This is a genomic window from Shinella curvata, assembly GCF_022899935.1.
Lineage (GTDB): Bacteria > Pseudomonadota > Alphaproteobacteria > Rhizobiales > Rhizobiaceae > Shinella > Shinella curvata.
The window spans coordinates 943,979-968,481 of record NZ_JALJCJ010000002.1 but is presented as its reverse complement, the minus strand read 5'-3'; the positions used below and the strand labels follow the sequence as shown (position 1 = coordinate 968,481).

Below are 24,503 nucleotides of genomic sequence, written 5' to 3'. Positions count from 1 at the left end.
GGTCAGGCGCGGAACGGGAAGCTGAACTCTTTCAGAAGAGCGCGTGCTTCGTCGTCCGTCGGTGCCGTCGTGCAAACGATGATGTCCATGCCCCACATCTGATCAACCTTGTCGTAGTTGATCTCAGGGAACACAATGTGCTCCTTGATACCCATGGCAAAATTGCCACGGCCATCGAAGGACTTCGGGTTCAGACCACGGAAGTCGCGTACGCGGGGCAGCGCGATGTTCACGAGGCGATCCAGAAATTCGTACATGCGGGCGCCGCGCAGGGTGACCTTCGCGCCGATCGGCATGCCTTCACGGACCTTGAAGCCCGCGATGGAGTTGCGAGCGCGCGTGATGACCGGCTTCTGGCCGGCGATCGCTGCGAGGTCGGCTGCGGCAACGGTCGGCTTCTTGGAGTCGCCCGTGGCTTCGCCCACGCCCATGTTGATCACGATCTTGTCGAGCTTCGGGATCTGCATCTCGTTGGCGTAGGAGAACTGCTCCTTCAGCGCCGCACGAATACGCTCGACATATTCCTTCTTGAGCCGGGGCTCATACTTGGTGTCAGCCATCGATCGACACTCCCGAACGCTTTGCTACACGAACCTTCTTGTCGCCTTCGACCTTGAAACCGACGCGGGTCGGCTTGCCGTCCTTGGGGTCGGCGATCGCGATGTTCGACAGGTGGATCGAAGCTTCCTTGGTGATGATGCCGGCTTCCTGGGTCTGGGTCTGACGCTGGTGACGCTTCACCAGGTTGATACCCTTGACGACCGCACGGTCTTCCTTCGGCATTACCTGTACGACTTCACCGGTGCGGCCCTTGTCCTTGCCGGTGAGTACGACGACTTTATCGCCTTTACGGATCTTCTGCATAGCCATCGCTCCTTAGAGTACTTCGGGAGCCAGCGAGATGATCTTCATGTGGTTCTTGGCGCGGAGTTCGCGCGGAACCGGTCCGAAGATACGGGTGCCGATGGGCTCTTTCTTATTGTCGATCAGGACAGCGGCGTTGCTGTCAAAACGGATGACGCTGCCATCGGGGCGGCGGATGTCCTTGGCGGTGCGCACGACAACCGCCTTCATCACGTCACCCTTCTTCACGCGGCCGCGCGGAATAGCTTCTTTGATCGAGACGACGATAACGTCGCCGACCGAAGCGTACTTGCGCTTGGAGCCGCCCAGCACCTTGATGCACATGACACGACGTGCGCCGGAATTATCCGCCACGTCGAGGTTAGTCTGCATCTGAATCATGTCAGGTCGCCTTCTTGTTTCACCAGACCGGTTGGGCCAATCCCGATCAAGGAAAGGCCCCCTGTTCCAGCATATGGAAATTCATGTCTTCGCGCGGGAAGATGTGTTGCCAGGGTGGTTTCCCTTCGGCGAACCGACGGACCTTCCGTGCGCTCAAAGCAAAAGACGCTCGTGATTCCGAGCGTCCTTGCGCTGCTTCATACAGGTTTTCGCGCCAGACGCAAGGGCCGGGCGCGAAAACTGCTGAATTAAGCCTGGGCCGCTACGACGGTCCAGCGCTTGTCCTTGGAGATCGGGGCGCATTCCTGGATGGAAACGACGTCACCGACCTTGTACTGGTTGGTTTCGTCATGCGCCTTGTACTTCTTCGACCGGCGAACGGTCTTCTGAAGCAGGGGATGGGCAAAACGGCGTTCGACGCGAACGACAACAGTCTTGTCGTTCTTGTCGCTGACAACAGTGCCCTGCAGAATGCGTTTCGGCATATTTCTTGGTCCTTAGGCCTTGGCTTCTGCCGCCTTCTGGCGGGCAATGGTCTTGACGCGTGCGATGTCCTTGCGGACTTCGTTGATGCGCGAGGTCTTCTCAAGCTGGCCGGTGGCCTTCTGGAAGCGCAGGTTGAACTGCTCCTTCTTCAGCTTGGCAAGCTCTTCGTTCAGCTGGTCGGCGCTCAGCGCCTTGACGTCTGCGGCTTTCATGACGCTCGCTCCTTACTCTGCAATGCGCTGTACGAAGCGCGTCTTGACCGAGAGCTTGGCCGAGCCGAGGCGGAGCGCTTCACGCGCGATTTCCTCGGATACACCGTCGATCTCGAACATCATACGGCCAGGCTTGACCTTGGCCGCCCAGTATTCGACCGAACCCTTACCCTTACCCATGCGGACTTCCGTGGGCTTCGCGGTGACCGGGACGTCGGGGAACACGCGGATCCACACACGGCCGGCACGCTTCATGTAACGGGTGATCGCGCGGCGAGCCGCTTCGATCTCGCGAGCGTTCACGCGATTCGGTTCCTGAGCCTTCAAGCCGAACTCGCCGAAAGCGAGGTCGGAGCCGCCCTTGGCGACACCCTTGATGCGGCCCTTGAACTGCTTGCGGTACTTGGTACGCTTTGGCTGCAACATTTTTTTACTTCTCCGATATTGGCTGCCAAACGCGACTGTTACGCGTTTTCACGACGACGGTCGCCGCGATCGCCGCGTTCACGGCTTGCGGGACCCTGGCTGTCACTTTCGCTTGCGCGACGCTCAGAGGCCATCGGATCGTGCTCAAGGATTTCGCCCTTGAAGATCCAGACCTTGATGCCGCAGATGCCGAATGCGGTTTCGGCTTCAGCCGTACCGTAGTCGATGTCTGCACGCAGCGTGTGAAGCGGAACGCGACCTTCGCGGTACCATTCGGTACGAGCGATTTCCGCGCCGCCGAGGCGGCCGGCGCAGGTGATCTTGATGCCTTCGGCGCCAAGACGCATCGCCGACTGAACAGCGCGCTTCATCGCACGGCGGAAAGCCACGCGGCGTTCGAGCTGCTGGGCGATCGACTGAGCGACGAGCGTTGCGTCGACTTCCGGCTTGCGCACTTCAACGATGTTGAGGTGCGTTTCGGAGTTCGTCATCTCGGAAAGCTTCTTGCGGAGCTTCTCGATGTCTGCACCCTTCTTGCCGATGATCAGACCCGGGCGAGCCGAGTGGATCGTGACGCGGCACTTCTTGTGCGGACGCTCGATGACGACCTTGGCGATACCGGCCTGCTTCAGCTCTTCCATGACGAAAGCGCGGATCTTCAGGTCTTCGTGGAGCAGCTGGCCGTATTCGGCGTTGTCGGCGAACCAACGGCTGTCCCAGGTACGGTTGATGCCGAGGCGGAAACCGATCGGATTAATCTTCTGGCCCATTATGCGGCCTCCCCTTTGGCTTCGACTTCACGGACGACGATCGTCAGATGCGAGAAGGGCTTCTCGATCCGCGATGCACGGCCGCGGCCACGAGCGTGGAAACGCTTCATGACGATCGACTTGCCGACATAGGCCTCAGCGACGATCAAGGAGTCGACGTCGAGGTCGTGGTTGTTTTCTGCGTTGGCGATCGCGGATTCGAGCGTCTTCTTGACGGTCTCGGCGCTACGCTTGCGCGAGAACTCGAGCTCGGCGAGAGCGCGGTCCACCTTCTTGCCGCGGATGAGCGCAGCAAGCAGGTTGAGCTTCTGGGGGCTGACGCGGATCGTGCGCGCGATGGCCTGCGCCTCGTTATCCTTCAGCCGGCGTTCGGCTTTAGCCTTACCCATCGTTACTTCCTCTTCGCCTTCTTGTCCGCACCGTGACCGTAATAGGTCCGGGTCGGAGCGAATTCACCAAACTTGTGGCCGACCATGTCTTCGTTGACAGCAACCGGGATGTGCTTGCTGCCATTGTAGACGCCGAAGGTCAGTCCAACGAACTGCGGCAGGATCGTGGAGCGACGGCTCCAGATCTTGATAACTTCGCTGCGACCGCCTTCACGAACCTTCTCAGCCTTCTTGAGAAGATAGCCGTCAACAAACGGGCCTTTCCATACTGAACGAGCCATTTCTGACTAACCTCTCTTACTTCTTCTTCAAGTGGCGCGAGCGCATGATGAACTTGTCGGTCGACTTGTTCGAGCGGGTACGCTTGCCCTTGGTGGGCTTGCCCCACGGGGATACCGGGTGACGACCACCGGAGGTACGGCCTTCACCACCGCCGTGCGGGTGGTCGACCGGGTTCATGACGACGCCGCGGTTATGCGGGGTCTTGCCGCGCCAACGCGTACGACCAGCCTTACCGTCGTTGATGTTGCCGTGATCCGGGTTGGAAACGGCGCCGACAGTTGCGAGGCAGGACGCGTGAACCAGGCGCTGTTCGCCCGAGTTCAGGCGAAGGATCGCCATGCCCTGGTCACGACCGACCAGCTGTACGAAGGTACCGGCCGAACGGGCGATCTGACCGCCCTTGCCCGGCTTCATTTCGACGTTGTGAACGATCGAACCAACCGGGATGTACTGCAGCGGCATGGTGTTGCCGGGCTTGACGTCAACAGCCTTGGTGGAGGCGATGACCTTGTCGCCGGCCGTCAGGCGCTGCGGGGCCAGGATGTAGGCCTGCTCGCCGTCGGCATAATTCACCAGAGCGATGAACGCCGTGCGGTTCGGGTCGTATTCCAGACGCTCGACCGTGCCTTCGACGTCGAACTTGCGACGCTTGAAGTCGACGAGACGGTAGGTACGCTTGTGACCGCCGCCGATGAAGCGGGCCGTGATGCGACCGAGGTTGTTACGACCACCGCTCTTGGAGAGACCTTCGGTCAGAGCCTTGACGGGCTTGCCCTTATAAAGGCCGGACCGGTCGACGATGACCAGCTGGCGCTGGCTCGGAGTGGTCGGGTTGTAGCTTTTCAATGCCATTTTCTTGTTTCCTCTTTAGCCGACTGCTCGATTAGAGCCCGGTGGAGACGTCGATGGACTGACCGTCAGCAAGCGTGACGATAGCCTTCTTGACATCTCCCTGCCGGCCGGCGAAGCCGCGGAAACGCTTAACCTTGCCCTTGCGGACGAGCGTGTTCACAGCCGTGACCTTGACGCCGAAGAGAGCTTCCACGGCAGCCTTGATTTCAGGCTTGGAGGCGCGCTTGGCGACGTTGAAGACGATCTGGTTGTTTTCGGATACCAGCGTCGACTTTTCGGTGATCGAAGGAGATACGATCACATCGTAGTGGCGAAGATCCGTCATTTGAACCGCTCCTCGAGGGCTTCTACAGCAGCCTTGGAGAGCACGAGCTTGCCGCGGCGCAGGATATCGTAAACGTTGATGCCCTGGATCGGCAGAACATCCACGTTCGGGATGTTGCGTGCTGCGAGCTTGAAGTTGCCGTCAAGTTCAGCGCCGCCGATGAAGAGGGCATTGGTGAGACCGAGCGACGCGAACACGCCGAGCAGAGCCTTCGTCTTGGCTTCCGAGGCAACGAGGTCGTCAACGATGATGACGTCGTCAGCCTTGATCTTGGCCGAGAGGGCATGGCGCAGGCCGAGAGCGCGAACCTGCTTGGGCAGGTCATGCGCGTGGCTGCGCGATACCGGGCCGTGAGCCTTGGCACCGCCGCGGAACTGCGGAGCGCGCGCCGAATGGTGACGAGCGCGGCCCGTACCCTTCTGCTTGTACATCTTGGCGCCGGTGCGCGAAACTTCAGCGCGCGTCAGCGACTGGTGCGTGCCCTGCTGCTTCTTGGCGAGCTGCCAGCGAACGACGCGGGCAATGATGTCTTCGCGCGGCTCGAGGCCGAAGATCGCGTCGGAAACGGAGACCTTGCCGGCGTCCTTCCCTGCGAGGGTCGTGACTTTGAGATCCATGATCAGGCTCCCTTACTTAGCTGCGGCGCGCACGGCGGCCGGACGCGGAGCGTCGGACGGGGTGCCGGACTTGACGGCGTCGCGAACAACGATCCAGGCGCCCTTGGAGCCCGGGACTGCGCCCTTGACGAGAATGAGACCGCGCTCTTCGTCCGTGGAGACGACTTCGAGGTTCTGGGTGGTGACGCGCGTCTGGCCCATGTGACCAGCCATGCGCTTGCCCTTCCAGACCTTGCCCGGATCCTGGTTGTTACCGGTCGAACCGTGCGAACGGTGCGAAACGGAAACACCGTGCGTTGCACGAAGACCGCCGAAGTTGTGGCGCTTCATGGCACCGGCAAAACCCTTACCGATCGTGGTGCCGGTAACGTCGACCAGCTGGCCGGCGACGAAATGGCTGGCGGTGAGTTCCGCGCCGATTTCGATGAGGTTGTCTTCCGAAACGCGGAATTCAACGAGCTTGGCCTTGGGCTCGACGCTTGCGGCAGCAAACTGGCCGCGCAGAGCCTTTGCCGTGTTCTTCACCTTGGAAGAGCCGGCGCCGAGCTGAACAGCCGTGTAGCCGTTCTTGTCCTGCGTACGCTGAGCAACGACCTGGACGTTGTCCAGTCGCAGTACTGTTACAGGGATGTGCTCACCTGCGTCATTATAGACGCGAGTCATCCCTACTTTCTGTGCAATCACACCTGAACGCATGGTTCAATCCTCTTAGAAGTCCTGGCGGGATCGTGACGTCCCGTCATGCCTCTTGGTTTAAGGATTCCACTCGGGCTCTGAGGCCGTCGGGTTTCCCGTTTTTAGAAGACGTCGGCTTTCGCCACGTACCTTCCTTGTTATTCGGCTTGCGCCAGGACTTAGAGCTTGATCTCTACGTCCACACCGGCCGCAAGGTCGAGCTTCATGAGAGCATCGACCGTCTGCGGCGTCGGATCTACGATGTCGAGCAGGCGCTTGTGGGTGCGCATCTCGAACTGTTCACGGCTCTTCTTGTCCACGTGGGGCGAACGGTTGACGGTGAACTTTTCAATACGGGTCGGGAGAGGAACGGGACCGCGGACGCTTGCGCCGGTGCGCTTTGCCGTCGACACGATTTCACGCGTGGAGGCATCAAGGATCCGGTGGTCAAACGCCTTGAGGCGGATGCGGATGTTCTGGCCGTTCATACGACTTTTTCCTTAGTTCGTTATTCGCGATTCTCTTGGGGAATACGCGCTTTTTGATTCTGCGGTTCCCATAAAGGAACGCGCACGAAAATTCAATTGCCGAAAGGCCAGTCCGCTAAATTTTCAAAGACCGGAGGGGCAGGATGTGATCCTGCCCTTCCTATTTCAGCGGCCTGGGGCCTTAAGACTTACTCGACGATGGAGGCGACGATGCCTGCGCCGACGGTACGGCCGCCTTCACGGATCGCGAAGCGCAGCTTTTCTTCCATCGCGATCGGAACGATCAGTTCAACGGCAACCGTGACGTTGTCGCCCGGCATGACCATTTCCGTGCCTTCCGGCAGCGAAACGATACCCGTCACGTCCGTCGTGCGGAAGTAGAACTGCGGACGGTAGTTCGTGAAGAACGGCGTATGACGGCCGCCTTCTTCCTTCGTCAGGATGTAGGCTTCAGCCATGAACTTCTTGTGCGGCTTGACCGAACCCGGCTTGCACAGGATCTGACCACGCTCGACGCCGTCACGGTTAACACCGCGAACCAGTGCGCCGATGTTGTCGCCGGCCTGGCCCTGGTCGAGCAGCTTGCGGAACATTTCAACGCCGGTAACCGTCGTCTTCGACGTCGGGCGGATGCCGACGATTTCGACTTCTTCACCAACCTTGACGATACCACGCTCGACGCGGCCGGTCACAACCGTACCGCGGCCCGAGATCGAGAACACGTCTTCGATCGGCATCAGGAAGGGCTGGTCGATCGGACGTTCCGGCGTCGGGATGTAGGCGTCGACAGCGGCCATCAGCTCGCGGATCGCGTCTTCACCGATCTTCTTGTCCGAATCTTCGAGAGCGGCCAGAGCCGAACCCTTGACGATCGGAATGTCGTCGCCCGGGAAGTCGTAGGACGACAGAAGTTCGCGAACTTCCAGCTCGACGAGCTCGAGGAGTTCGGCGTCATCAACCTGGTCGACCTTGTTGAGGAACACGACGATTGCCGGAACGCCAACCTGGCGAGCGAGCAGGATGTGCTCGCGGGTCTGCGGCATCGGGCCGTCAGCAGCCGAGCAAACCAGGATCGCGCCGTCCATCTGGGCAGCACCGGTGATCATGTTCTTGACGTAGTCGGCGTGGCCGGGGCAGTCGACGTGGGCGTAGTGACGGTTCGGCGTCTCGTATTCGACGTGTGCCGTCGAGATGGTGATGCCGCGCGCCTTTTCTTCCGGAGCGGCGTCGATCTGGTCGTACGCCTTGAACTCGCCGAAGTACTTCGTGATCGCTGCCGTCAGCGACGTCTTGCCGTGGTCGACGTGGCCGATCGTGCCGATGTTTACGTGAGGCTTGTTGCGCTCAAACTTGCTCTTTGCCATTTCCGGCTCTCCATTCGTGATCCCGCGAGGGGAAATTCATACAAACTTTTTAAGGGGTTACCCCGGTCACTTCTGACCGGAGTACTTTGCCTGGATTTCCTGCGCGACGTTCGACGGAACCGGCGCATAGTGGTCGAAGACCATCGAGTACTGGGCGCGGCCCTGCGACATCGAGCGCAGGTTGTCCACGTACTTGAACATGTTGGCCAGCGGCACGTTGGCAGAGATCACGACGGCGACGCCGCGCGATTCCTGGCCCTGGATCTGGCCACGACGGGAGTTCAGGTCGCCGATAACGTCGCCGACATAGTCTTCCGGCGTTACGACTTCGACCTTCATCATCGGCTCGAGCAGCTGGGCGCCGGCTTCACGCGAGGCTTCACGGAAGCAGGCACGCGATGCGATTTCGAAGGCGAGGACCGAGGAGTCGACGTCGTGGAAGGCACCGTCGATGAGCGTCGCCTTGACGCCGAGCATCGGGAAGCCTGCGAGCGGACCCGAGGATAGAACGCTTTCGATACCCTTCTGAACGCCCGGGATGTATTCCTTGGGAACAGCACCGCCGACGATCTTGGATTCGAAGAGGAAATCTTCGCCATCCGGGTTCGGTTCGAACACGAGCTTCACGCGGGCGAACTGGCCGGTACCACCGGTCTGCTTCTTGTGCGTGTAGTCCTTTTCGGTCTTACGCGTGATCGTCTCACGGTAAGCAACCTGCGGAGCGCCGACGTTTGCTTCGACCTTGAACTCGCGACGCATGCGGTCGACGATGATGTCGAGGTGAAGTTCACCCATGCCTGCGATGATCGTCTGGCCGGACTCTTCGTCGGTCTTGACGCGGAAGGACGGGTCTTCGGCGGCCAGGCGGTTGAGGGCGAGGCCCATCTTTTCCTGGTCGTTCTTCGTCTTCGGCTCGATCGCGATCTGGATAACCGGTTCCGGGAATTCCATACGCTCGAGGATAACAGGCTTCAGGGGATCGCAGAGCGTGTCGCCCGTCGTCGTGTCCTTGAGGCCGGCGAGAGCAACGATGTCGCCTGCATAGGCTTCTTCGATGTCTTCACGCGAGTTGGAGTGCATCTGCAGCATGCGGCCGACGCGCTCGCGCTTTTCCTTGACCGTGTTCATGACCGACGTGCCCTTTTCGAGCTTGCCGGAATAGATGCGGGCGAAGGTGAGCGAACCGACGAAGGGGTCGTTCATGATCTTGAATGCGAGCATGGAAAGCGGCTCTGCGTCATCAGCGTGACGTTCGATTTCCAATTCCGTCTTGACGTCGATGCCCTTGATCGCCGGGATGTCTGCCGGGGACGGCAGGTAATCGACGACGGCGTCGAGCAGCGGCTGAACGCCCTTGTTCTTGAACGCGGTACCGCAGAACATCGGGTGGAACTTCACGTCGATGGTGCCGCGGCGAACGAGTTCGCGGATCTTGTCGTTGTCCGGGTAGTTACCTTCGAGATAGGCTTCCATCGCGGCTTCGTCGATTTCGACGACGGTCTCGATCAGCTTCTCGCGGTATTCTTCGGCCTGGGCCTTCAGGTCTTCCGGGATTTCGACGACGTCCCACTGGGCGCCGAGCGATTCGTCGCGCCAGACGAGAGCGTTCATCTCGATCAGGTCGATGACGCCCTTGAAGTCGCTTTCAGCGCCGATCGGCAGCTGCATGACGACCGGGATCGCACCGAGACGCGACTTGATCATGGACACCGAACGGTAGAAGTCCGCGCCGGTCTTGTCCATCTTGTTGCAGAAGATCATGCGCGGAACGTTGTACTTCTCAGCCTGACGCCAGACGGTTTCCGTCTGCGGCTCAACGCCGGCGTTGGCGTCGAGAAGAGCGATCGCACCGTCGAGAACGCGCAGCGAACGTTCGACTTCGATGGTGAAGTCGACGTGGCCGGGGGTGTCGATGATGTTGAAGCGGCGGGTCTTGCCGTCACGGCCCTTCCAGAAGGTCGTGGTGGCAGCAGACGTGATCGTGATGCCGCGTTCCTGCTCCTGCTCCATCCAGTCCATCGTAGCGGCGCCGTCATGGACTTCGCCGATCTTGTGGGACTTGCCGGTGTAGTAGAGGATGCGTTCGGTCGTCGTCGTCTTGCCGGCGTCGATATGCGCCATGATACCGAAATTACGGTAGTCTTCGATTTTATATTCGCGAGCCATTTCGGACTCCTTTCGAGACGTTAGTTTCGGTTACCAGCGGTAGTGCGAGAATGCACGGTTGGCGTCAGCCATCTTGTGCGTGTCTTCGCGCTTCTTCACTGCGCTGCCGCGATTGTTCGCTGCGTCCATGAGTTCGCCGGAAAGGCGCTCGACCATGGTCGTCTCGTTACGCTTGCGGGCAGCTGCGATCAGCCAACGGATTGCGAGAGCCTGACGGCGCTCCGGACGGACATCGACCGGAACCTGGTACGTCGCACCACCAACGCGACGCGAACGCACTTCGACGTGCGGCGCGACGTTGTCGAGAGCGGAATGGAACACACCGAGCGGATCGGCCTTTGCCTTACCCTGAACGACATCGAAGGCGCCGTAAACGATCGTTTCGGCGACGGACTTCTTGCCGTCCAGCATGATGGCGTTCATGAACTTGGTGACAACGAGATCGCCGAACTTCGGGTCCGGGTTGATCTCGCGCTTTTCTGCTCTATGGCGACGGGACATACTTTTTGTCTCTCAATCTTGAATGATCTGGCCAGCGAAATGGCGCTGGTTACTGTATTACTTCGGACGCTTCGCGCCGTACTTGGAGCGGCGCTGCTTGCGGTTCTTGACGCCCTGGGTGTCGAGAACGCCGCGAATGATGTGGTAACGCACGCCCGGCAAGTCCTTTACGCGGCCGCCACGGATCATGACGACAGAGTGTTCCTGCAGGTTGTGGCCTTCGCCCGGGATATAACCGATGACTTCGAAGCCATTGGTCAGGCGGATCTTGGCGACCTTACGCAGAGCCGAGTTCGGCTTCTTCGGGGTCGTCGTATAGACGCGGGTGCAAACGCCGCGCTTCTGGGGGTTTTCCTGCAGAGCAGGAACCTTGTTGCGCTTAACCGACGCCTGGCGCGGCTTGCGGATCAACTGGTTTACGGTAGGCATAGACCCATCCCTTAATCGTGTCTCATTACCCTTGCGGGCGATAGGTGGCCACACGCGTGTTCATGCGCAATAAAAGGCCGATCCGCTTCCGCGGATGACCTCAATAGGCAGAGGACGCATTATAACCGCGTCATGCGTGCAGCATTCATGTTCTCAACGTGCGTCGAGCCCTGTTTGAGGCGAACTTCAGAACGAGTCATTCCGAACCAGCCAGCCTCACATAGGCTCTGATGGCGTGCGGTCTACTGGCTCGAGGGCAAAAGGTCAAGGGGCGAGGCGAAAGAATCCCGGCCGGGAATGGCTGGCCTGCCTGAGAAGCAGGGCTTCCGGCGGCCTTCCCTACCCCGTTGACGGGGCTTTCGGCGCCATATGCTCTCGCTCAAGAACATTAAGAAAGCCTGAAGACGGAATCAACCGGAAAGAGTCGCGCCGGCGCGGATGCATCCGCTGATTCCCATCGGGTGAGTCGGTCCGGCCGTATTTTGTCATTGGGTCTTGCCGCCCTACCCTTTATAGAGCTGGTATCATTGACCCGAAAGGAGCCCGCCATGGCGTCCAGCGCCGACAACGACAACGACAACAACACGCCCGACGAGCCCATGGTCTTCATCATCATCGGCAAGGCCTACGAGCGCGAAGGCGCCGAGGGCATCGACATCCATGTCATGCTGCGCGCGCCCGATGACGACAGTGCCGTACGCGAAGCGCTCAATGCCCTTTCGGAAGAAGGCTTCCTCGAAGCGGACCTCGACCAGATCGGCACACTGACGGGGCAGCCCGACGACGAGCCGCACGCTTCGGCCTACAAGGGTGCGCTTGAGGGCGAGGTCGCGATCATTCGCTTTGCCTGAAGAAAAATGGCGCAGGCATTGAGAGAGCAATGCCTGCGCCGACGCGCCTTGAACGAAGCGAAGCGCTCAGCCAGATCAGCCCCGTGATCTGCGGCGAGCGCAGCTCCGCACCCTGCGCATGTTCGATTGGTGACTTGCCGGCGATCCCGACAACCAACGCCACTGGCCTCGCCGCTGGGGCAGCGCAATTTCATCGAACTGTTCGCAGAATCCGTTACCACCGAAACGGAAGACACTTGCCCCCCAAATGGGGGAAGGGTCGTCTAAAAAATGCCGGCCACGCCGTTCGCATGAGGTTTTTCGATCCGAAGGCGCCGTGCAAATAGCGTTGCGGCCGATGGCCGTTTGTTTTTCTCGCAAAATACCCCACCATATCGCACTGGCGATGTAACCCGAACCCGACCCAAGCGATGCCGGAATGTTCATGGAAGCACTTGAATCCGAACTCATCAGCAGGATCTACGAAGCGGCGGTTTTTAAGGAACGGTGGCCGAATGTCGTTTCCACGATCGCACATAGCTGCGACTTCTGGGGCGGCGCACTTACCTGGCAGGCCGCCGGCGAGCGCCGGTGGATCGGAACCGCCGGCTTCATGGAGGTCATTGAGGAGTTCGCGGCAGAAGGCTGGGCCGCCAAGAACATCAGGCTTGAGAAGGCCAACCGCGAAGGGCAGTTCTCCTTCGTGCGCGACGCCGATCTCTTTACCGCCGAGGAGCGGCGTGACCTGCCGATCTATCGCGATTTTCTGGTTCCACGTGGTCTGGGATGTGCGACCGCGACGCTGATCAGCGGCCCGGAGGATATCGAGATCAGTGTCTGTTTCGAGCAGCGCCTCACCAGCGGCCCGATCAGCAACGAGACGGTCCGTCTTCTGAACGCGCTGCGGCCGCATATCGCACGCAGTCTCCTGCTCGCCACGGAACTGGATCAGCAAAAGGCCGACCTCCTGACGACCGGACTGCATGCCATAGGTGCACCCGCAGCCATCGTGCAGGGCAACGGGCGCGTGCTGTCGACGAATCCCCTGTTCATGGCCGCACGCGGCCGGGTGTCCATCCGCGCCCAGGATCGTATCCTCCTGCGGGACGATGGCGCCAACCGGCTGCTTTACCAGGCATTGTCGGAGATCACCGGTCATGACCGCATCAAATCCGTTCCGCTGCCGGCGACGGAAGAAGAGCAGGCCTGCATCGTGCATGTCATCCCCCTCTTCGGACATGCACTCGATTTTTCACCGCAAGGCACAGCCATCGTGCTGATCGCTCAGCCCTCGGCGACCGCCGTGGACGATCTGCGCATTCTGAAAGGGCTCTACGATCTGACCCGCGGCGAGGCACGCATCGCCATCGAAATCCAGAAGGGACTGCCCCTCCCCGAGATCGCCAAACGCCTTCAGATTTCCTACGAAACGGTGCGCAGTACCGCCAAGGTCGTTTATGCGAAAACCGGGAGCTCCGGGCAAAGCGACCTTGTCCGCCGCCTCTCCGTCGTCGATCGATACGCCTTGCCCCCTTCGGCCTCTCCCCGGAACGGCTGAGCGAACGGGTCGCCGGACACTTCAGCGCTTTCAAAACGCTAGTCCACAATACTCTCGACAAAGCGCTCTCAACGGGCGTCTTCAAAACAAAACGCCGGGCACAGGGCCCGGCGTTTTCATTTTCGTGAGACCCAGCCTTACTCGGCTGCGGCGCCCTCGCCGCCGGCGAGGTCCGCCAGCATCGGGGTTGCGACGCCGGCGCCCGTCGACTTGCGGCGCTCGTCGAGAATCATCTCGTCGCGGGCCGTCGCGATGCGGCGGATCTGGGTCATCGTGCCACCGGTACCGGCCGGGATGAGGCGACCGACGATGACGTTTTCCTTGAGGCCCTGCAGGCCGTCGGTCTTGCCGGCGATCGCAGCTTCCGTGAGAACCTTGGTGGTCTCCTGGAACGAAGCGGCCGAAATGAACGACGGGGTCTGCAGCGACGCCTTGGTGATGCCGAGGAGGACCGGATCGCCATATGCCGGCTTCTTGCCCTCTTCGATCAGCTGATCGTTGACGTCTTCCAGCTCGATACGGTCGATGTTGTCACCGACGATGTAGGTCGAGTCGCCGGCATCCGTGATCTCCACCTTCTGCAGCATCTGGCGAACGATCACCTCGATGTGCTTGTCGTTGATCACAACGCCCTGCAGTCGGTAGACTTCCTGGATTTCATTCACGAGGTAGGAAGCGAGTGCTTCCACGCCCTTGATCGCCAGGATGTCGTGCGGTGCCGGGTTACCGTCGAGGATGTAGTCACCCTTTTCGATATAGTCGCCGTCCTGAAGGTGGAAGGGCTTGCCCTTCGGGATCAGGTACTCGACCGGCTCGACACCGTCTTCCGACGGCTCGATCAGCACGCGGCGCTTGTTCTTGTAGTCGCGGCCGAAGCGGACGGTACCATCGATCTCAGCGATGACGGCGTGGTCCTTCGGACGACGAGCTTCGAACAGTTCGGCAACGCGCGGCAGACCACCGGTGATGTCCTTGGTCTTGGCGCTTTCCAGCGGCGAGCGGGCAAGAACGTCACCCTGGGAGACCTTCTGACCCGGTTCGACCGACAGGATCGCGTCGACCGAGAGCAGGAAGCGGGCTTCGCCACCGCGGGACAGCTTGGCGACGGCGCCATTCTTGTCCTTGATGACGATGGCCGGCTTCAGGTCCGTACCGCGCGGCGTCGAGCGCCAGTCGATGACCGAACGCTTGGTGATGCCGGTGGATTCGTCGGTCATTTCCAGAACCGAGATGCCGTCGACGACGTCTTCGAAGTGAACGGTACCTTCCACTTCCGTCATCATCGGACGGGTGTAGGGGTCCCACTCGGCGAGACGCTGGCCGCGCTTCACCTTGTCGCCGTCATCGACGAAGATCTTCGAACCGTAGGCAACGCGCTGCGAGGAACGTTCCACGCCACGCTCGTCGAGAATGGTGACCGCCATGTTGCGGCCCATCGCGACGAGTGCGCCATCGGAATTGCGCAGCATGTTGCGGTTCTTCATCTGCACCGTGCCTTCATACGATGCTTCCAGGAACGACTGGTCGACCACGGTCGCCGTGCCGCCCAGGTGGAAGGTACGCATGGTGAGCTGGGTGCCCGGCTCGCCGATCGACTGTGCCGCGATGACACCGACAGCTTCGCCCATGTTGACGGGCGTGCCGCGTGCAAGGTCGCGACCGTAGCAGACGCCGCAGACGCCGGTCTGGATTTCGCAGGTCAGTGCCGAGCGGATACGGATCGACTGGATACCAGCCTTCTCGATCTCGATGACATCCGACTCAAGGATCATCTTGCCGGCATCGACGATGCGCGCACCCGTGACCGGATGATCGATATCGTCAAGCGCGGTACGACCCAGAACGCGGGTACCGATCGAAGCCACGACCTGACCGGCATCGACGATCGCCGTCATCGTGAGGCCCTTGTCGGTGCCGCAGTCGACATGCGTGACGATGCAATCCTGCGCGACGTCGACGAGACGGCGGGTCAGGTAACCGGAGTTCGCGGTCTTCAAGGCGGTGTCTGCCAGACCCTTACGGGCGCCGTGCGTCGAGTTGAAGTACTCGTTCACGGTCAGGCCTTCCTTGAAGTTCGAGATGATCGGCGTTTCGATGATCTCGCCCGACGGCTTGGCCATGAGGCCGCGCATGCCGCCCAGCTGGCGCATCTGGTTCGGAGAACCGCGGGCGCCCGAGTGGGACATCATGTAGATCGCGTTCATCGGCTTCTGACGACCGGTTTCGGCGTCGAACTCGACGGCCTTAATGCGGGCCATCATGTCTTCGGCGACCTTTTCGGTGGCCTTGCCCCAGGCGTCGACGACCTTGTTGTACTTCTCACCCTGAGTGATCAGGCCGTCGTTGTACTGCTGCTCGTATTCCTTGACCAGGGTTTCGGTGTCACCGACGATCTTCGCCTTGGTTTCCGGAATGATCATGTCGTCCTTGCCGAACGAAATGCCGGCGCGGCAGGCATGGGCAAAGCCGAGCTGCATGATGCGGTCGCAGAAGATGACCGTGTCTTTCTGACCGCAATGACGGTAGACCGTGTCGATCATCTTGGAGATGTTCTTCTTGGTCATTTCCTGGTTGCAGGTCTCGAACGGCACGTTGACGTTCTTCGGCAGGAGTTCGCCGATGATCATGCGGCCGGGCGTCGTTTCATAGATCTTCGACACCAGATTGCCGTCGGCATCCATGGTCTTGAAGCGACCGCGGATCTTGGCATGCAGGGTGACGACCTTGTTTTCGAGCGCATGGTGCAGTTCGCCCATGTCGGAGAAGGCCATGCCTTCGCCCGGCTCGTTCTGGTTCATGATCGCCAGATAGTAGAGACCGAGAACCATGTCCTGCGACGGAACGATGATCGGTGCGCCGTTCGCCGGATGCAGGATGTTGTTCGTCGACATCATGAGCACGCGCGCTTCCAGCTGGGCTTCCAGCGAGAGCGGAACGTGAACAGCCATCTGGTCGCCGTCGAAGTCGGCGTTGAAGGCCGTGCAGACGAGCGGGTGCAGCTGGATGGCCTTGCCTTCGACCAGCGTGGGTTCGAAGGCCTGGATGCCCAGGCGGTGCAGCGTCGGTGCGCGGTTCAAGAGAACCGGATGCTCGCGGATGACCTCGTCGAGGATATCCCAGACTTCCGGCTTCTCTTTTTCAACGAGCTTCTTGGCCTGCTTGACGGTCGAGGAGAAACCCTTGGCGTCAAGGCGGGCATAGATGAACGGCTTGAACAGTTCGAGCGCCATCTTCTTCGGCAGGCCGCACTGGTGCAGCTTGAGTTCCGGACCGGTCACGATGACCGAACGGCCGGAATAGTCGACGCGCTTGCCGAGCAGGTTCTGGCGGAAGCGGCCCTGCTTGCCCTTGAGCATGTCGGACAGCGACTTCAGCGGGCGCTTGTTGGCGCCGGTGATGACGCGACCGCGGCGGCCGTTGTCGAACAGGGCGTCAACCGATTCCTGAAGCATGCGCTTCTCGTTACGGATGATGATGCCCGGTGCGCGCAGCTCGATGAGGCGCTTCAGACGGTTGTTGCGGTTGATGACGCGGCGATAGAGGTCGTTGAGGTCCGACGTCGCGAAACGACCGCCGTCAAGCGGAACGAGCGGACGCAGGTCCGGCGGGATCACCGGAACGACCTTCATGATCATCCATTCCGGACGGTTGCCGGATTCCATGAAGTTCTCGACGATCTTCAGGCGCTTCATCAGCTTCTTCTGCTTCAGATCGGACGTGGTCTCGGCCAGATCCGAACGCAGATCGCCAGCGATCTTCTCGAGGTTCATCGAGGCGAGCATCTCATAGATGGCCTCGGCGCCGATCATCGCCGTGAACTGGTCTTCACCATATTCATCGACGGCGATCATGTACTCTTCTTCAGAGAGAAGCTGGTTTTCCTTGAGCGCGGTCAGGCCCGGCTCGGTCACGATGTAGTTCTCGAAATAGAGAACGCGCTCGACATCCTTCAGCGTCATGTCGAGCAGCGTCGAGATGCGCGAGGGAAGCGACTTCAGGAACCAGATATGGGCAACGGGCGCGGCGAGCTCGATATGGCCCATGCGCTCACGGCGAACGCGCGACAGCGTGACTTCGACGCCGCACTTTTCGCAGATGATGCCCTTGTACTTCATGCGCTTGTACTTGCCGCACAGGCACTCGTAGTCCTTGATCGGCCCGAAGATGCGCGCGCAGAAGAGACCGTCGCGTTCCGGCTTGAACGTACGGTAGTTGATGGTTTCCGGCTTCTTGATCTCGCCGTACGACCACGACAGGATCTTTTCCGGCGACGCGATCGAGATACGGATGGAGTCGAACGTCTGCGCAGGCACCTGCGGGTTGAAAAGGTTCATGACCTCTTGGTTCATGCCTATCTCCTTCGTGGGCCAATGGCCCTCTGCTTAGCAGCCAATTGCGGCGATACCCGGGTGCCGCAGGCTGCTTGAAACGGATGAGCCGCCCCCTGCCGAACAGGCGGGAGGCGGAAACGGTGCGCGCCTGATGGCGCGCACCCGATCAGATCACTCTGCCGCGTCGGGAAGCTGGCCGGCTTCCGCGTTCGGATCGACCTTGGAGTTCTCGAGTTCGACCGACAGACCGAGCGAGCGCATTTCCTTGACGAGAACGTTGAAGCTCTCCGGAATGCCCGCCTCGAACGTGTCGTCGCCGCGAACGATCGCCTCGTACACCTTGGTGCGGCCCGCGACGTCGTCCGACTTCACGGTCAGCATTTCCTGCAGCGTGTAGGCGGCGCCGTAGGCTTCGAGCGCCCAGACCTCCATTTCCCCGAAGCGCTGGCCGCCGAACTGCGCCTTGCCACCCAGCGGCTGCTGGGTCACGAGCGAGTAAGGACCAATCGAACGGGCGTGGATCTTGTCGTCCACGAGGTGGTTCAGCTTGATCATGTACATGTAGCCGACGGTGACCTTGCGGTCGAAGGCTTCACCCGTACGGCCGTCGTACAGAACCGACTGGCCGGAAGAGTTGAGGCCCGCACGCTCGAGCATGCTGGCGACGTCGGGTTCATGCGCACCGTCGAAGACCGGCGTTGCGATCGAGACACCCTTGCGGGACTGCTCGGCGAGCTTGACCAGGGCGTCGTCGTCGAAATGGGCGACTTCGTCCTTGGCTTCGCTCTCGTAGACTTCCGTCAGCTCGCGCTTCAGGTCCGAGATGTCCATGGTCTTGCGATACTCGTCGAGCAGATCGCCGATCTTCTTGCCCATGCCGGCGCAAGCCCAGGCAAGGTGGGTTTCGAGGATCTGGCCGACGTTCATGCGCGAAGGCACGCCCAGCGGGTTCAAGCAGATATCGACATGCGTACCGTCTTCGAGGAACGGCATGTCCTCGATCGGCAGGATGCGCGAGACGACACCCTTGTTGCCGTGACGGCCGGCCATCTTGTCGCCCGGCTGGATCTTGCGCTTCACAGCGACGAAGACCTTGACCATCTTCATGACGCCCGGGGGCATTTCGTCGCCGCGCTGGACCTTTTCGACCTTGTCCATGAAGCGCTGTTCAAGGCGCGACTTGGATTCGTCGTACTGGCCGCGGAGCGCTTCGATTTCGCCCTGAACCTTCTCGTCCTCGACTGCGAACATCCACCACTGCGAGCGGGGATATTCGGAGATGATGGCGTTCGAAAGCTCGGTGCCCTTCTTGAAGGTCTTCGGACCGGCAACGGCCACGTGGCCGCGCAGCATGTCGACCAGACGACCGTAGACGTTACGGTCGAGGATCGCCTGCTCGTCGTCACGGTCCTTCGCCAGACGCTCGATCTCTTCACGCTCGATCGCCATCGCACGTTCGTCCTTCTCCACGCCGTGGCGGTTGAAGACGCGAACTTCGACGACCGTACCGAAGGTGCCGGGCGGCATGCGCATGGAGGTGTCGCGAACGTCGGAGGCCTTTTCACCGAAGATGGCGCGCAGGAGCTTTTCTTCCGGCGTCATCGGGCTTTCGCCCTTCGGGGTGATCTTGCCGACCAGGATGTCGCCCGGCTGAACCTCTGCACCGATGTAAACGATACCGGCTTCGTCGAGGTTCTTCAGCGCCTCTTCCGAAACGTTCGGGATGTCGCGCGTGATTTCTTCCGGGCCCAGCTTGGTGTCGCGGGCCATGACTTCGAATTCTTCGATGTGGATGGACGTGAACACGTCGTCGGAGACGATGCGTTCAGACATCAGGATCGAGTCTTCGTAGTTGTAGCCGTTCCACGGCATGAACGCGACGAGCGCGTTGCGGCCGAGTGCCAGGTCGCCGAGGTCGGTCGACGGACCGTCCGCGATGATGTCGCCCTTGTTCAGAACGTCACCGACGGTGACCAGCGGACGCTGGTTGACGCAGGTGTTCTGGTTCGAGCGCTGGAACTTCTGCAGACGGTAGATATCGACGCCCGACTTCGACGGATCGAGGTCTTCGGTGGCGCGGATAACGATACGGGTCGCATCGACCTGGTCGACGACGCCGCCGCGGCGAGCCGCGATCGCAGCACCCGAGTCACGGGCAACGATCGGTTCCATGCCGGTGCCGACGAACGGAGCTTCCGCACGCAGGAGCGGCACGGCCTGACGCTGCATGTTCGAGCCCATGAGCGCGCGGTTCGCGTCGTCGTTCTCGAGGAACGGAATGAGCGCGGCCGCAACCGAAACGAGCTGCTTCGGCGAAACGTCCATCAGATTGATCTGGTCGCGGGGCGCGAGCATGACTTCGCCGGCGTGACGGCAAACGACGAACTCTTCAGCGAAGGAGTTGTCGCCTTCCAGCGGCGAGTTGGCCTGCGCGACGTGGTACTTGGCCTCTTCCATGGCGGAGAGGTAGACCACATCCGTCGTGACCTTGCCGTCCACAATCTTGCGGTACGGGCTTTCGATGAAGCCGTACTTGTTGACGCGGGCGAAGGTCGCAAGCGAGTTGATCAGACCGATGTTCGGTCCCTCAGGCGTTTCGATCGGGCAAATACGGCCGTAGTGGGTCGGATGAACGTCGCGCACTTCGAAGCCGGCGCGCTCGCGGGTCAGACCACCCGGGCCAAGAGCCGAGAGACGGCGCTTGTGGGTGATTTCCGACAGCGGGTTCACCTGGTCCATGAACTGCGAGAGCTGCGAGGACCCGAAGAATTCACGAACCGCGGCGGCAGCCGGCTTCGCGTTGATCAGGTCCTGCGGCATGACCGTGTCGATCTCGATCGAGGACATGCGCTCCTTGATCGCGCGCTCCATGCGCAGCAGGCCGAGACGGTACTGGTTCTCCATCAACTCACCGACCGAACGAACACGGCGGTTGCCGAGGTTGTCGATGTCGTCGATTTCGCCCTTGCCGTCGCGCAGCTCGACCAGCATCTTCACGACGGCAAGGATGTCGTCCTTGCGCAGCGTGCGGACCGTGTCGGCAACGTCGAGGTCGAGGCGCATGTTCATCTTCACGCGACCAACAGCGGAGAGGTCGTAACGCTCCGCATCGAAGAACAGCGTGTTGAACATGGCTTCGGCCGAATCCATGGTCGGCGGTTCACCCGGACGCATGACGCGGTAGATGTCGAACAGGGCGTCCTGGCGGTTCTCGTTCTTGTCGGCGGCGAGCGTCGAGCGAATGTAGGCACCGACATTGATATGGTCGATGTCGAGAACCGGGATTTCGTCGAAACCAGCCGACAGGATGACCGGAAGGGTCTTCTCGTCGATCTCGTCGCCGGCTTCGAGGTAGATCTCGCCCGTCGTGTAGTTGACGATGTCTTCGGCCAGATAGTTGCCGTAGAGATCCTCGTCGGTTGCCTTGAGAGCCTTGAGGCCCTTTTCGGAGAGCTGCTTGAGCAGGCGCGGCGTCAGCTTCTTGCCGATTTCGACAACCACTTCACCGGTGTCGGCGTCGATCATATCCGCGACGGCCTTTTGGCCCTTCAGCGCGTCGGGATTGAACGGAACGCGCCAGCCCTTGCCGTCACGCTGGTAGAGCGACTTCGTGTAGAAGGTCGACAGGATGTCTTCGCCGTCCATGCCAAGCGCCATGAGGAGCGAGGTGACGGGGATCTTGCGGCGACGGTCGATGCGCGCATGCACGATGTCCTTGGCGTCGAACTCGATGTCGAGCCAGGAACCGCGATACGGGATGACGCGGGCAGCGAAGAGCAGCTTGCCGGAAGAGTGGCTCTTGCCCTTGTCGTGATCGAAGAACACGCCCGGCGAACGGTGCATCTGGGAAACGATGACGCGCTCGGTGCCGTTGACGATGAACGTGCCGTTGTCGGTCATGAGCGGCATGTCGCCCATGTAGACGTTCTGTTCCTTGATGTCCTTGATCGACTTCGCGCCGGTATCCTCGTCGATATCGAACACGATGAGGCGCAGCGTCACCTTGAGGGGCGCTGCATAGGTCAGGTCGCGCTGACGGCATTCCTCAACGTCGAACTTCGGCTGTTCGAACTCGTAGGAAACGAATTCGAGCATGGAAGCGCCGGAGAAGTCCGTGATCGGGAAGACCGACTTGAAAACCGACTGAAGGCCCTCGTCCGGACGACCGCCGGTGGGCTCTTCAACCATCAGGAATTGGTCGTAGGATGCCTTCTGAACCTCGATGAGGTTCGGCATTTCTGCGACTTCGGGGATTTTACCAAAAAACTTGCGTACGCGCCTACGACCGTTAAACGAAAGGGTCTGAGCCATCGTCGCTCCTTCAAAATTTGCATCCGGGCCTGCAACAGACGGGGTTCGCTGGCCAGTCGATCCCGTCGACCAATGGGTTGGTTCAATCTCGTCTTGCTGTCAGGCCACGGGCCGGATTGCCCTGTCGCCTGGAGGAAGACCATCCTCTTGAAGAACCCATTACCCAAAAGCCGTTTTTGCGGCTTTTGGGTAATCAGTTCGGAGGAATCATCAATGGGAGAGGGTCGAAACCCTCTCCCACCGCATTCCGATATTACTTGACGTCGACCTTGGCGCCGGCTTCCTCAAGCTTCTTCTTGAGATCAGCAGCTTCGCCCTTGGAGACGGCTTCCTTGACAGCCTTCGGAGCGCCTTCGACGAGGTCCTTGGCTTCCTTGAGGCCCAGGCCGGTGATGGCGCGGACTTCCTTGATGACGTTGATCTTGTTGGCGCCGGCGTCAACGAGGATAACGTCGAATTCGGTCTTTTCTTCTTCGACCGGGCCAGCAGCAGCAGCGCCGCCAGCAGCAGCAACTGCTACGGGAGCAGCAGCCGAAACGCCCCACTTCTCTTCGAGAAGCTTCGAAAGCTCAGCAGCTTCCAGAACGGTGAGGGCGGACAGGTCTTCTACGATCTTTGCGAGATCAGCCATTTTCGTATTTCCTTTTGTTCGGTTCGAACTGGTAAGTTTGATTTACAGCGAAAAACCGCCTCAAGCGGCTTCGTCCTTCTTGGCATAGGCTGCGAACACGCGGGCAAGCTGGCTTGCCGGTGCTGCAACGACCGTAGCGACGCGCGTAGCCGGGGCTGCAAGCAGACCCAGGAGCTTTCCGCGAAGCTCGTCGAGCGAAGGCAGGGTCGCGAGCGACTTGACTGCTTCTGCGTCGAGCGTGGTCGCACCCATGGCACCACCGAGAACAACGAGCTTGTCGTTGGTCTTGGCGAAATCCATGGCTACCTTGGGAGCAATCATCGGATCATTTGCGTAAGCAATGAGCGTCTGACCCTGGAAGAGATCCGTGATCCCTTCCGACTCCGTACCCTGAAGGGCAATTTTGGCCAGGCGGTTCTTCGCGACCTTGACGGTACCACCAGCTGCACGCATCTTCGTACGAAGATCGTTCATCTGTGCAACGGTGATGCCGGCGTAGCGGGCCACGACAACCGAACCGGAAGCCTTGAAGACTTCGTTCAGCTCCGTGACGAATTCGCGTTTTTCCGCTCTTTCCACTGTGCCTATCTCCAGTTGACAGGACCGTGACTTCTCACGGGACCTGCCGGGTTTACCTTTGCCGCCAGGGATCATCTTAAAAAGCTGATCCCGAGCGACGCTCGAGGATCCTGTCCCCCCGCGCTCGACCTGTCGGCCGCGACACAAGGTAAGGTAGGTTCGAACCGAATTCCGCGTCATCCGACGCTGAAGAAATCCAGGTCTCACCCCGTCTCATGCAGGCAAAGTGATTAAGGCATAACCACCTGCAATCTCGGACAGGAGTTCCGGGCTTTTGGCCCGGAAATTCCCGGCCAGACAAGGCCGGGAATTCTGTTTCGGTGCGGCCGGAGCCGGACCGGTATTAGGAAACGGTCGCGGGGTCGATCTTGACGCCCGGGCCCATCGTCGACGAAATGGCAACGCGCTTGACGTAGTTGCCCTTTGCGCCCGTCGGCTTCGCCTTGACGACGGCGTCAGCGAAAGCCTTGATGTTTTCTTCCAGAGCCTTGGCGTCGAAGGAAGCCTTGCCGATGCCGGCGTGGATGATACCAGCCTTCTCGACGCGGAACTCGACTGCACCGCCCTTGGATGCCTTGACGGCGCCGGTGACGTCCATGGTGACGGTACCGACCTTCGGGTTCGGCATCATGCCGCGCGGGCCGAGAACCTTACCGAGACGGCCGACGAGCGGCATCATGTCCGGGGTCGCGATGCAGCGATCGAAGTCGATCTTGCCGCCCTGGACGATTTCGAGCAGGTCTTCCGCACCGACGATGTCAGCACCGGCAGCCTTGGCTTCGTCAGCCTTGGCGCCACGAGCGAAGACGGCGACGCGAACGTCACGGCCCGTGCCGTTCGGCAGGTTGACGACGCCGCGGACCATCTGGTCAGCGTGACGCGGGTCAACACCGAGGTTCATCGCGATTTCGACGGTTTCGTCGAACTTGGCGACAGCGCGCTCCTTGACGAGAGCGATTGCGTCCGAAAGGGCGACCAGCTTGGTCGGGTCGATGCCTTCACGGATCTTCTGAATGCGCTTTGCGATCTTGGCCAT

25 protein-coding genes are annotated in these 24,503 nt (G+C 60.5%); 2 read left to right on the top strand and 23 right to left on the bottom strand.

The features are described 5' to 3' along the window. Positions 1-2: 2 nt before the first annotated feature. From rplE to rpsL, 18 genes are all read right to left on the bottom strand, one after another. Positions 3-560 (bottom strand): 50S ribosomal protein L5, encoded by a 558-nt coding sequence (gene rplE, locus MUU55_RS10790; protein ID WP_117372295.1) that lies wholly within the window; start codon positions 558-560, stop codon positions 3-5. Further along, positions 553-864 carry a 50S ribosomal protein L24 gene (gene rplX / locus MUU55_RS10785; RefSeq protein WP_024270443.1) on the bottom strand — a complete coding sequence of 104 codons (312 nt, stop codon included), beginning with the start codon at positions 862-864 and terminating at the stop codon, positions 553-555. Before rplX ends, rplE begins: the two co-directional genes overlap by 8 nt. Before the next feature lie 12 nt (positions 865-876). Further along, on the bottom strand, positions 877-1,245 hold the full coding sequence (gene rplN / locus MUU55_RS10780; RefSeq protein WP_117372293.1) for a 50S ribosomal protein L14: 369 nt from the start codon (positions 1,243-1,245) through the stop codon (positions 877-879). Positions 1,246-1,493: 248 nt separating this feature from the next. Further along, the gene (gene rpsQ, locus MUU55_RS10775) at positions 1,494-1,730 is read right to left on the bottom strand and encodes a 30S ribosomal protein S17 (protein WP_117372292.1); all 237 of its coding nucleotides are present in this window, start codon (positions 1,728-1,730) and stop codon (positions 1,494-1,496) included. A gap of 12 nt (positions 1,731-1,742) precedes the next feature. Continuing rightward, entirely contained in the window at positions 1,743-1,943 is a 201-nt protein-coding gene (rpmC, locus tag MUU55_RS10770) for a 50S ribosomal protein L29 (protein ID WP_024270441.1), read from the bottom strand. A 12-nt stretch (positions 1,944-1,955) separates the two neighbouring features. Beyond that, positions 1,956-2,369, bottom strand: coding sequence for a 50S ribosomal protein L16 (rplP, locus tag MUU55_RS10765; RefSeq protein WP_117372290.1), 414 nt, complete (start codon positions 2,367-2,369; stop codon positions 1,956-1,958). Positions 2,370-2,407: 38 nt separating this feature from the next. Beyond that, positions 2,408-3,139 (bottom strand): 30S ribosomal protein S3, encoded by a 732-nt coding sequence (gene rpsC / locus MUU55_RS10760; RefSeq protein WP_117372289.1) that lies wholly within the window; start codon positions 3,137-3,139, stop codon positions 2,408-2,410. Beyond that, positions 3,139-3,528, bottom strand: coding sequence for a 50S ribosomal protein L22 (rplV, locus tag MUU55_RS10755; RefSeq protein WP_117372288.1), 390 nt, complete (start codon positions 3,526-3,528; stop codon positions 3,139-3,141). Before rplV ends, rpsC begins: the two co-directional genes overlap by 1 nt. A 2-nt stretch (positions 3,529-3,530) precedes the next feature. Continuing rightward, positions 3,531-3,809, bottom strand: coding sequence for a 30S ribosomal protein S19 (rpsS, locus tag MUU55_RS10750; RefSeq protein ID WP_023517272.1), 279 nt, complete (start codon positions 3,807-3,809; stop codon positions 3,531-3,533). Positions 3,810-3,825: 16 nt separating this feature from the next. Then, the gene (gene rplB / locus MUU55_RS10745; protein WP_117372287.1) at positions 3,826-4,662 is read right to left on the bottom strand and encodes a 50S ribosomal protein L2; all 837 of its coding nucleotides are present in this window, start codon (positions 4,660-4,662) and stop codon (positions 3,826-3,828) included. A gap of 31 nt (positions 4,663-4,693) precedes the next feature. Continuing rightward, positions 4,694-4,987 (bottom strand): 50S ribosomal protein L23, encoded by a 294-nt coding sequence (locus MUU55_RS10740; protein WP_117372286.1) that lies wholly within the window; start codon positions 4,985-4,987, stop codon positions 4,694-4,696. Then, positions 4,984-5,604 carry a 50S ribosomal protein L4 gene (gene rplD / locus MUU55_RS10735; RefSeq protein ID WP_244760736.1) on the bottom strand — a complete coding sequence of 207 codons (621 nt, stop codon included), beginning with the start codon at positions 5,602-5,604 and terminating at the stop codon, positions 4,984-4,986. The genes MUU55_RS10740 and rplD overlap by 4 nt, the downstream gene beginning before the upstream one ends. Before the next feature lie 12 nt (positions 5,605-5,616). Further along, positions 5,617-6,300, bottom strand: a complete 684-nt coding sequence (rplC, locus tag MUU55_RS10730; protein ID WP_024270438.1) for a 50S ribosomal protein L3 — start codon at positions 6,298-6,300, stop codon at positions 5,617-5,619. Between the two features lie 158 nt (positions 6,301-6,458). Continuing rightward, on the bottom strand, positions 6,459-6,767 hold the full coding sequence (gene rpsJ, locus MUU55_RS10725; RefSeq protein WP_003507767.1) for a 30S ribosomal protein S10: 309 nt from the start codon (positions 6,765-6,767) through the stop codon (positions 6,459-6,461). Between the two features lie 188 nt (positions 6,768-6,955). Beyond that, positions 6,956-8,131 carry an elongation factor Tu gene (tuf, locus tag MUU55_RS10720; RefSeq protein WP_244760725.1) on the bottom strand — a complete coding sequence of 392 codons (1,176 nt, stop codon included), beginning with the start codon at positions 8,129-8,131 and terminating at the stop codon, positions 6,956-6,958. 66 nt (positions 8,132-8,197) lie between these two features. After that, positions 8,198-10,297 (bottom strand): elongation factor G, encoded by a 2,100-nt coding sequence (gene fusA / locus MUU55_RS10715; protein ID WP_244760735.1) that lies wholly within the window; start codon positions 10,295-10,297, stop codon positions 8,198-8,200. A 30-nt stretch (positions 10,298-10,327) separates the two neighbouring features. Continuing rightward, a complete protein-coding gene (gene rpsG, locus MUU55_RS10710) occupies positions 10,328-10,798 on the bottom strand; it encodes a 30S ribosomal protein S7 (protein WP_023516514.1) in 471 nt (156 codons plus the stop codon). Between the two features lie 57 nt (positions 10,799-10,855). After that, positions 10,856-11,227 carry a 30S ribosomal protein S12 gene (gene rpsL / locus MUU55_RS10705; protein WP_022719193.1) on the bottom strand — a complete coding sequence of 124 codons (372 nt, stop codon included), beginning with the start codon at positions 11,225-11,227 and terminating at the stop codon, positions 10,856-10,858. Between the two features lie 548 nt (positions 11,228-11,775). On the opposite strand from rpsL, the gene MUU55_RS10700 reads away from it, so the two are divergent. Then, a complete protein-coding gene (locus MUU55_RS10700; protein ID WP_244760734.1) occupies positions 11,776-12,078 on the top strand; it encodes a transcriptional regulator in 303 nt (100 codons plus the stop codon). Between the two features lie 424 nt (positions 12,079-12,502). Beyond that, the gene (locus MUU55_RS10695; protein WP_244760733.1) at positions 12,503-13,615 is read left to right on the top strand and encodes a helix-turn-helix transcriptional regulator; all 1,113 of its coding nucleotides are present in this window, start codon (positions 12,503-12,505) and stop codon (positions 13,613-13,615) included. Between the two features lie 137 nt (positions 13,616-13,752). On the opposite strand, the gene rpoC is transcribed toward MUU55_RS10695, so the two are convergent. From rpoC to rplA, 5 genes are all read right to left on the bottom strand, one after another. After that, positions 13,753-17,964 (bottom strand): DNA-directed RNA polymerase subunit beta', encoded by a 4,212-nt coding sequence (gene rpoC, locus MUU55_RS10690; RefSeq protein ID WP_244760732.1) that lies wholly within the window; start codon positions 17,962-17,964, stop codon positions 13,753-13,755. A gap of 153 nt (positions 17,965-18,117) precedes the next feature. After that, positions 18,118-22,257, bottom strand: a complete 4,140-nt coding sequence (gene rpoB, locus MUU55_RS10685; protein WP_244760731.1) for a DNA-directed RNA polymerase subunit beta — start codon at positions 22,255-22,257, stop codon at positions 18,118-18,120. Between the two features lie 253 nt (positions 22,258-22,510). Next, a complete protein-coding gene (gene rplL / locus MUU55_RS10680; RefSeq protein WP_244760730.1) occupies positions 22,511-22,888 on the bottom strand; it encodes a 50S ribosomal protein L7/L12 in 378 nt (125 codons plus the stop codon). A gap of 60 nt (positions 22,889-22,948) precedes the next feature. Continuing rightward, positions 22,949-23,467, bottom strand: coding sequence for a 50S ribosomal protein L10 (gene rplJ / locus MUU55_RS10675; protein WP_244760729.1), 519 nt, complete (start codon positions 23,465-23,467; stop codon positions 22,949-22,951). A gap of 343 nt (positions 23,468-23,810) precedes the next feature. After that, entirely contained in the window at positions 23,811-24,503 is a 693-nt protein-coding gene (gene rplA / locus MUU55_RS10670) for a 50S ribosomal protein L1 (RefSeq protein WP_244760728.1), read from the bottom strand.

Coding starts and splice junctions, on each gene's coding strand:
- MUU55_RS10740 (WP_117372286.1), bottom strand. CDS start 4,987: ATGACGGATCTTCGCCACTACGATGTGATCGTATCTCCTTCGATCACC.
- rplE (WP_117372295.1), bottom strand. CDS start 560: ATGGCTGACACCAAGTATGAGCCCCGGCTCAAGAAGGAATATGTCGAG.
- MUU55_RS10695 (WP_244760733.1), top strand. CDS start 12,503: ATGGAAGCACTTGAATCCGAACTCATCAGCAGGATCTACGAAGCGGCG.
- rplN (WP_117372293.1), bottom strand. CDS start 1,245: ATGATTCAGATGCAGACTAACCTCGACGTGGCGGATAATTCCGGCGCA.
- MUU55_RS10700 (WP_244760734.1), top strand. CDS start 11,776: ATGGCGTCCAGCGCCGACAACGACAACGACAACAACACGCCCGACGAG.
- rplX (WP_024270443.1), bottom strand. CDS start 864: ATGCAGAAGATCCGTAAAGGCGATAAAGTCGTCGTACTCACCGGCAAG.
- rpsJ (WP_003507767.1), bottom strand. CDS start 6,767: ATGAACGGCCAGAACATCCGCATCCGCCTCAAGGCGTTTGACCACCGG.
- rpmC (WP_024270441.1), bottom strand. CDS start 1,943: ATGAAAGCCGCAGACGTCAAGGCGCTGAGCGCCGACCAGCTGAACGAA.
- rpsG (WP_023516514.1), bottom strand. CDS start 10,798: ATGTCCCGTCGCCATAGAGCAGAAAAGCGCGAGATCAACCCGGACCCG.
- rplP (WP_117372290.1), bottom strand. CDS start 2,369: ATGTTGCAGCCAAAGCGTACCAAGTACCGCAAGCAGTTCAAGGGCCGC.
- rplD (WP_244760736.1), bottom strand. CDS start 5,604: ATGGATCTCAAAGTCACGACCCTCGCAGGGAAGGACGCCGGCAAGGTC.
- rpsQ (WP_117372292.1), bottom strand. CDS start 1,730: ATGCCGAAACGCATTCTGCAGGGCACTGTTGTCAGCGACAAGAACGAC.
- rplC (WP_024270438.1), bottom strand. CDS start 6,300: ATGCGTTCAGGTGTGATTGCACAGAAAGTAGGGATGACTCGCGTCTAT.
- rpoC (WP_244760732.1), bottom strand. CDS start 17,964: ATGAACCAAGAGGTCATGAACCTTTTCAACCCGCAGGTGCCTGCGCAG.
- rpsC (WP_117372289.1), bottom strand. CDS start 3,139: ATGGGCCAGAAGATTAATCCGATCGGTTTCCGCCTCGGCATCAACCGT.
- tuf (WP_244760725.1), bottom strand. CDS start 8,131: ATGGCAAAGAGCAAGTTTGAGCGCAACAAGCCTCACGTAAACATCGGC.
- rplA (WP_244760728.1), bottom strand. CDS start 24,503: ATGGCCAAGATCGCAAAGCGCATTCAGAAGATCCGTGAAGGCATCGAC.
- rplB (WP_117372287.1), bottom strand. CDS start 4,662: ATGGCATTGAAAAGCTACAACCCGACCACTCCGAGCCAGCGCCAGCTG.
- rplV (WP_117372288.1), bottom strand. CDS start 3,528: ATGGGTAAGGCTAAAGCCGAACGCCGGCTGAAGGATAACGAGGCGCAG.
- rpoB (WP_244760731.1), bottom strand. CDS start 22,257: ATGGCTCAGACCCTTTCGTTTAACGGTCGTAGGCGCGTACGCAAGTTT.
- fusA (WP_244760735.1), bottom strand. CDS start 10,297: ATGGCTCGCGAATATAAAATCGAAGACTACCGTAATTTCGGTATCATG.
- rpsS (WP_023517272.1), bottom strand. CDS start 3,809: ATGGCTCGTTCAGTATGGAAAGGCCCGTTTGTTGACGGCTATCTTCTC.
- rpsL (WP_022719193.1), bottom strand. CDS start 11,227: ATGCCTACCGTAAACCAGTTGATCCGCAAGCCGCGCCAGGCGTCGGTT.
- rplL (WP_244760730.1), bottom strand. CDS start 22,888: ATGGCTGATCTCGCAAAGATCGTAGAAGACCTGTCCGCCCTCACCGTT.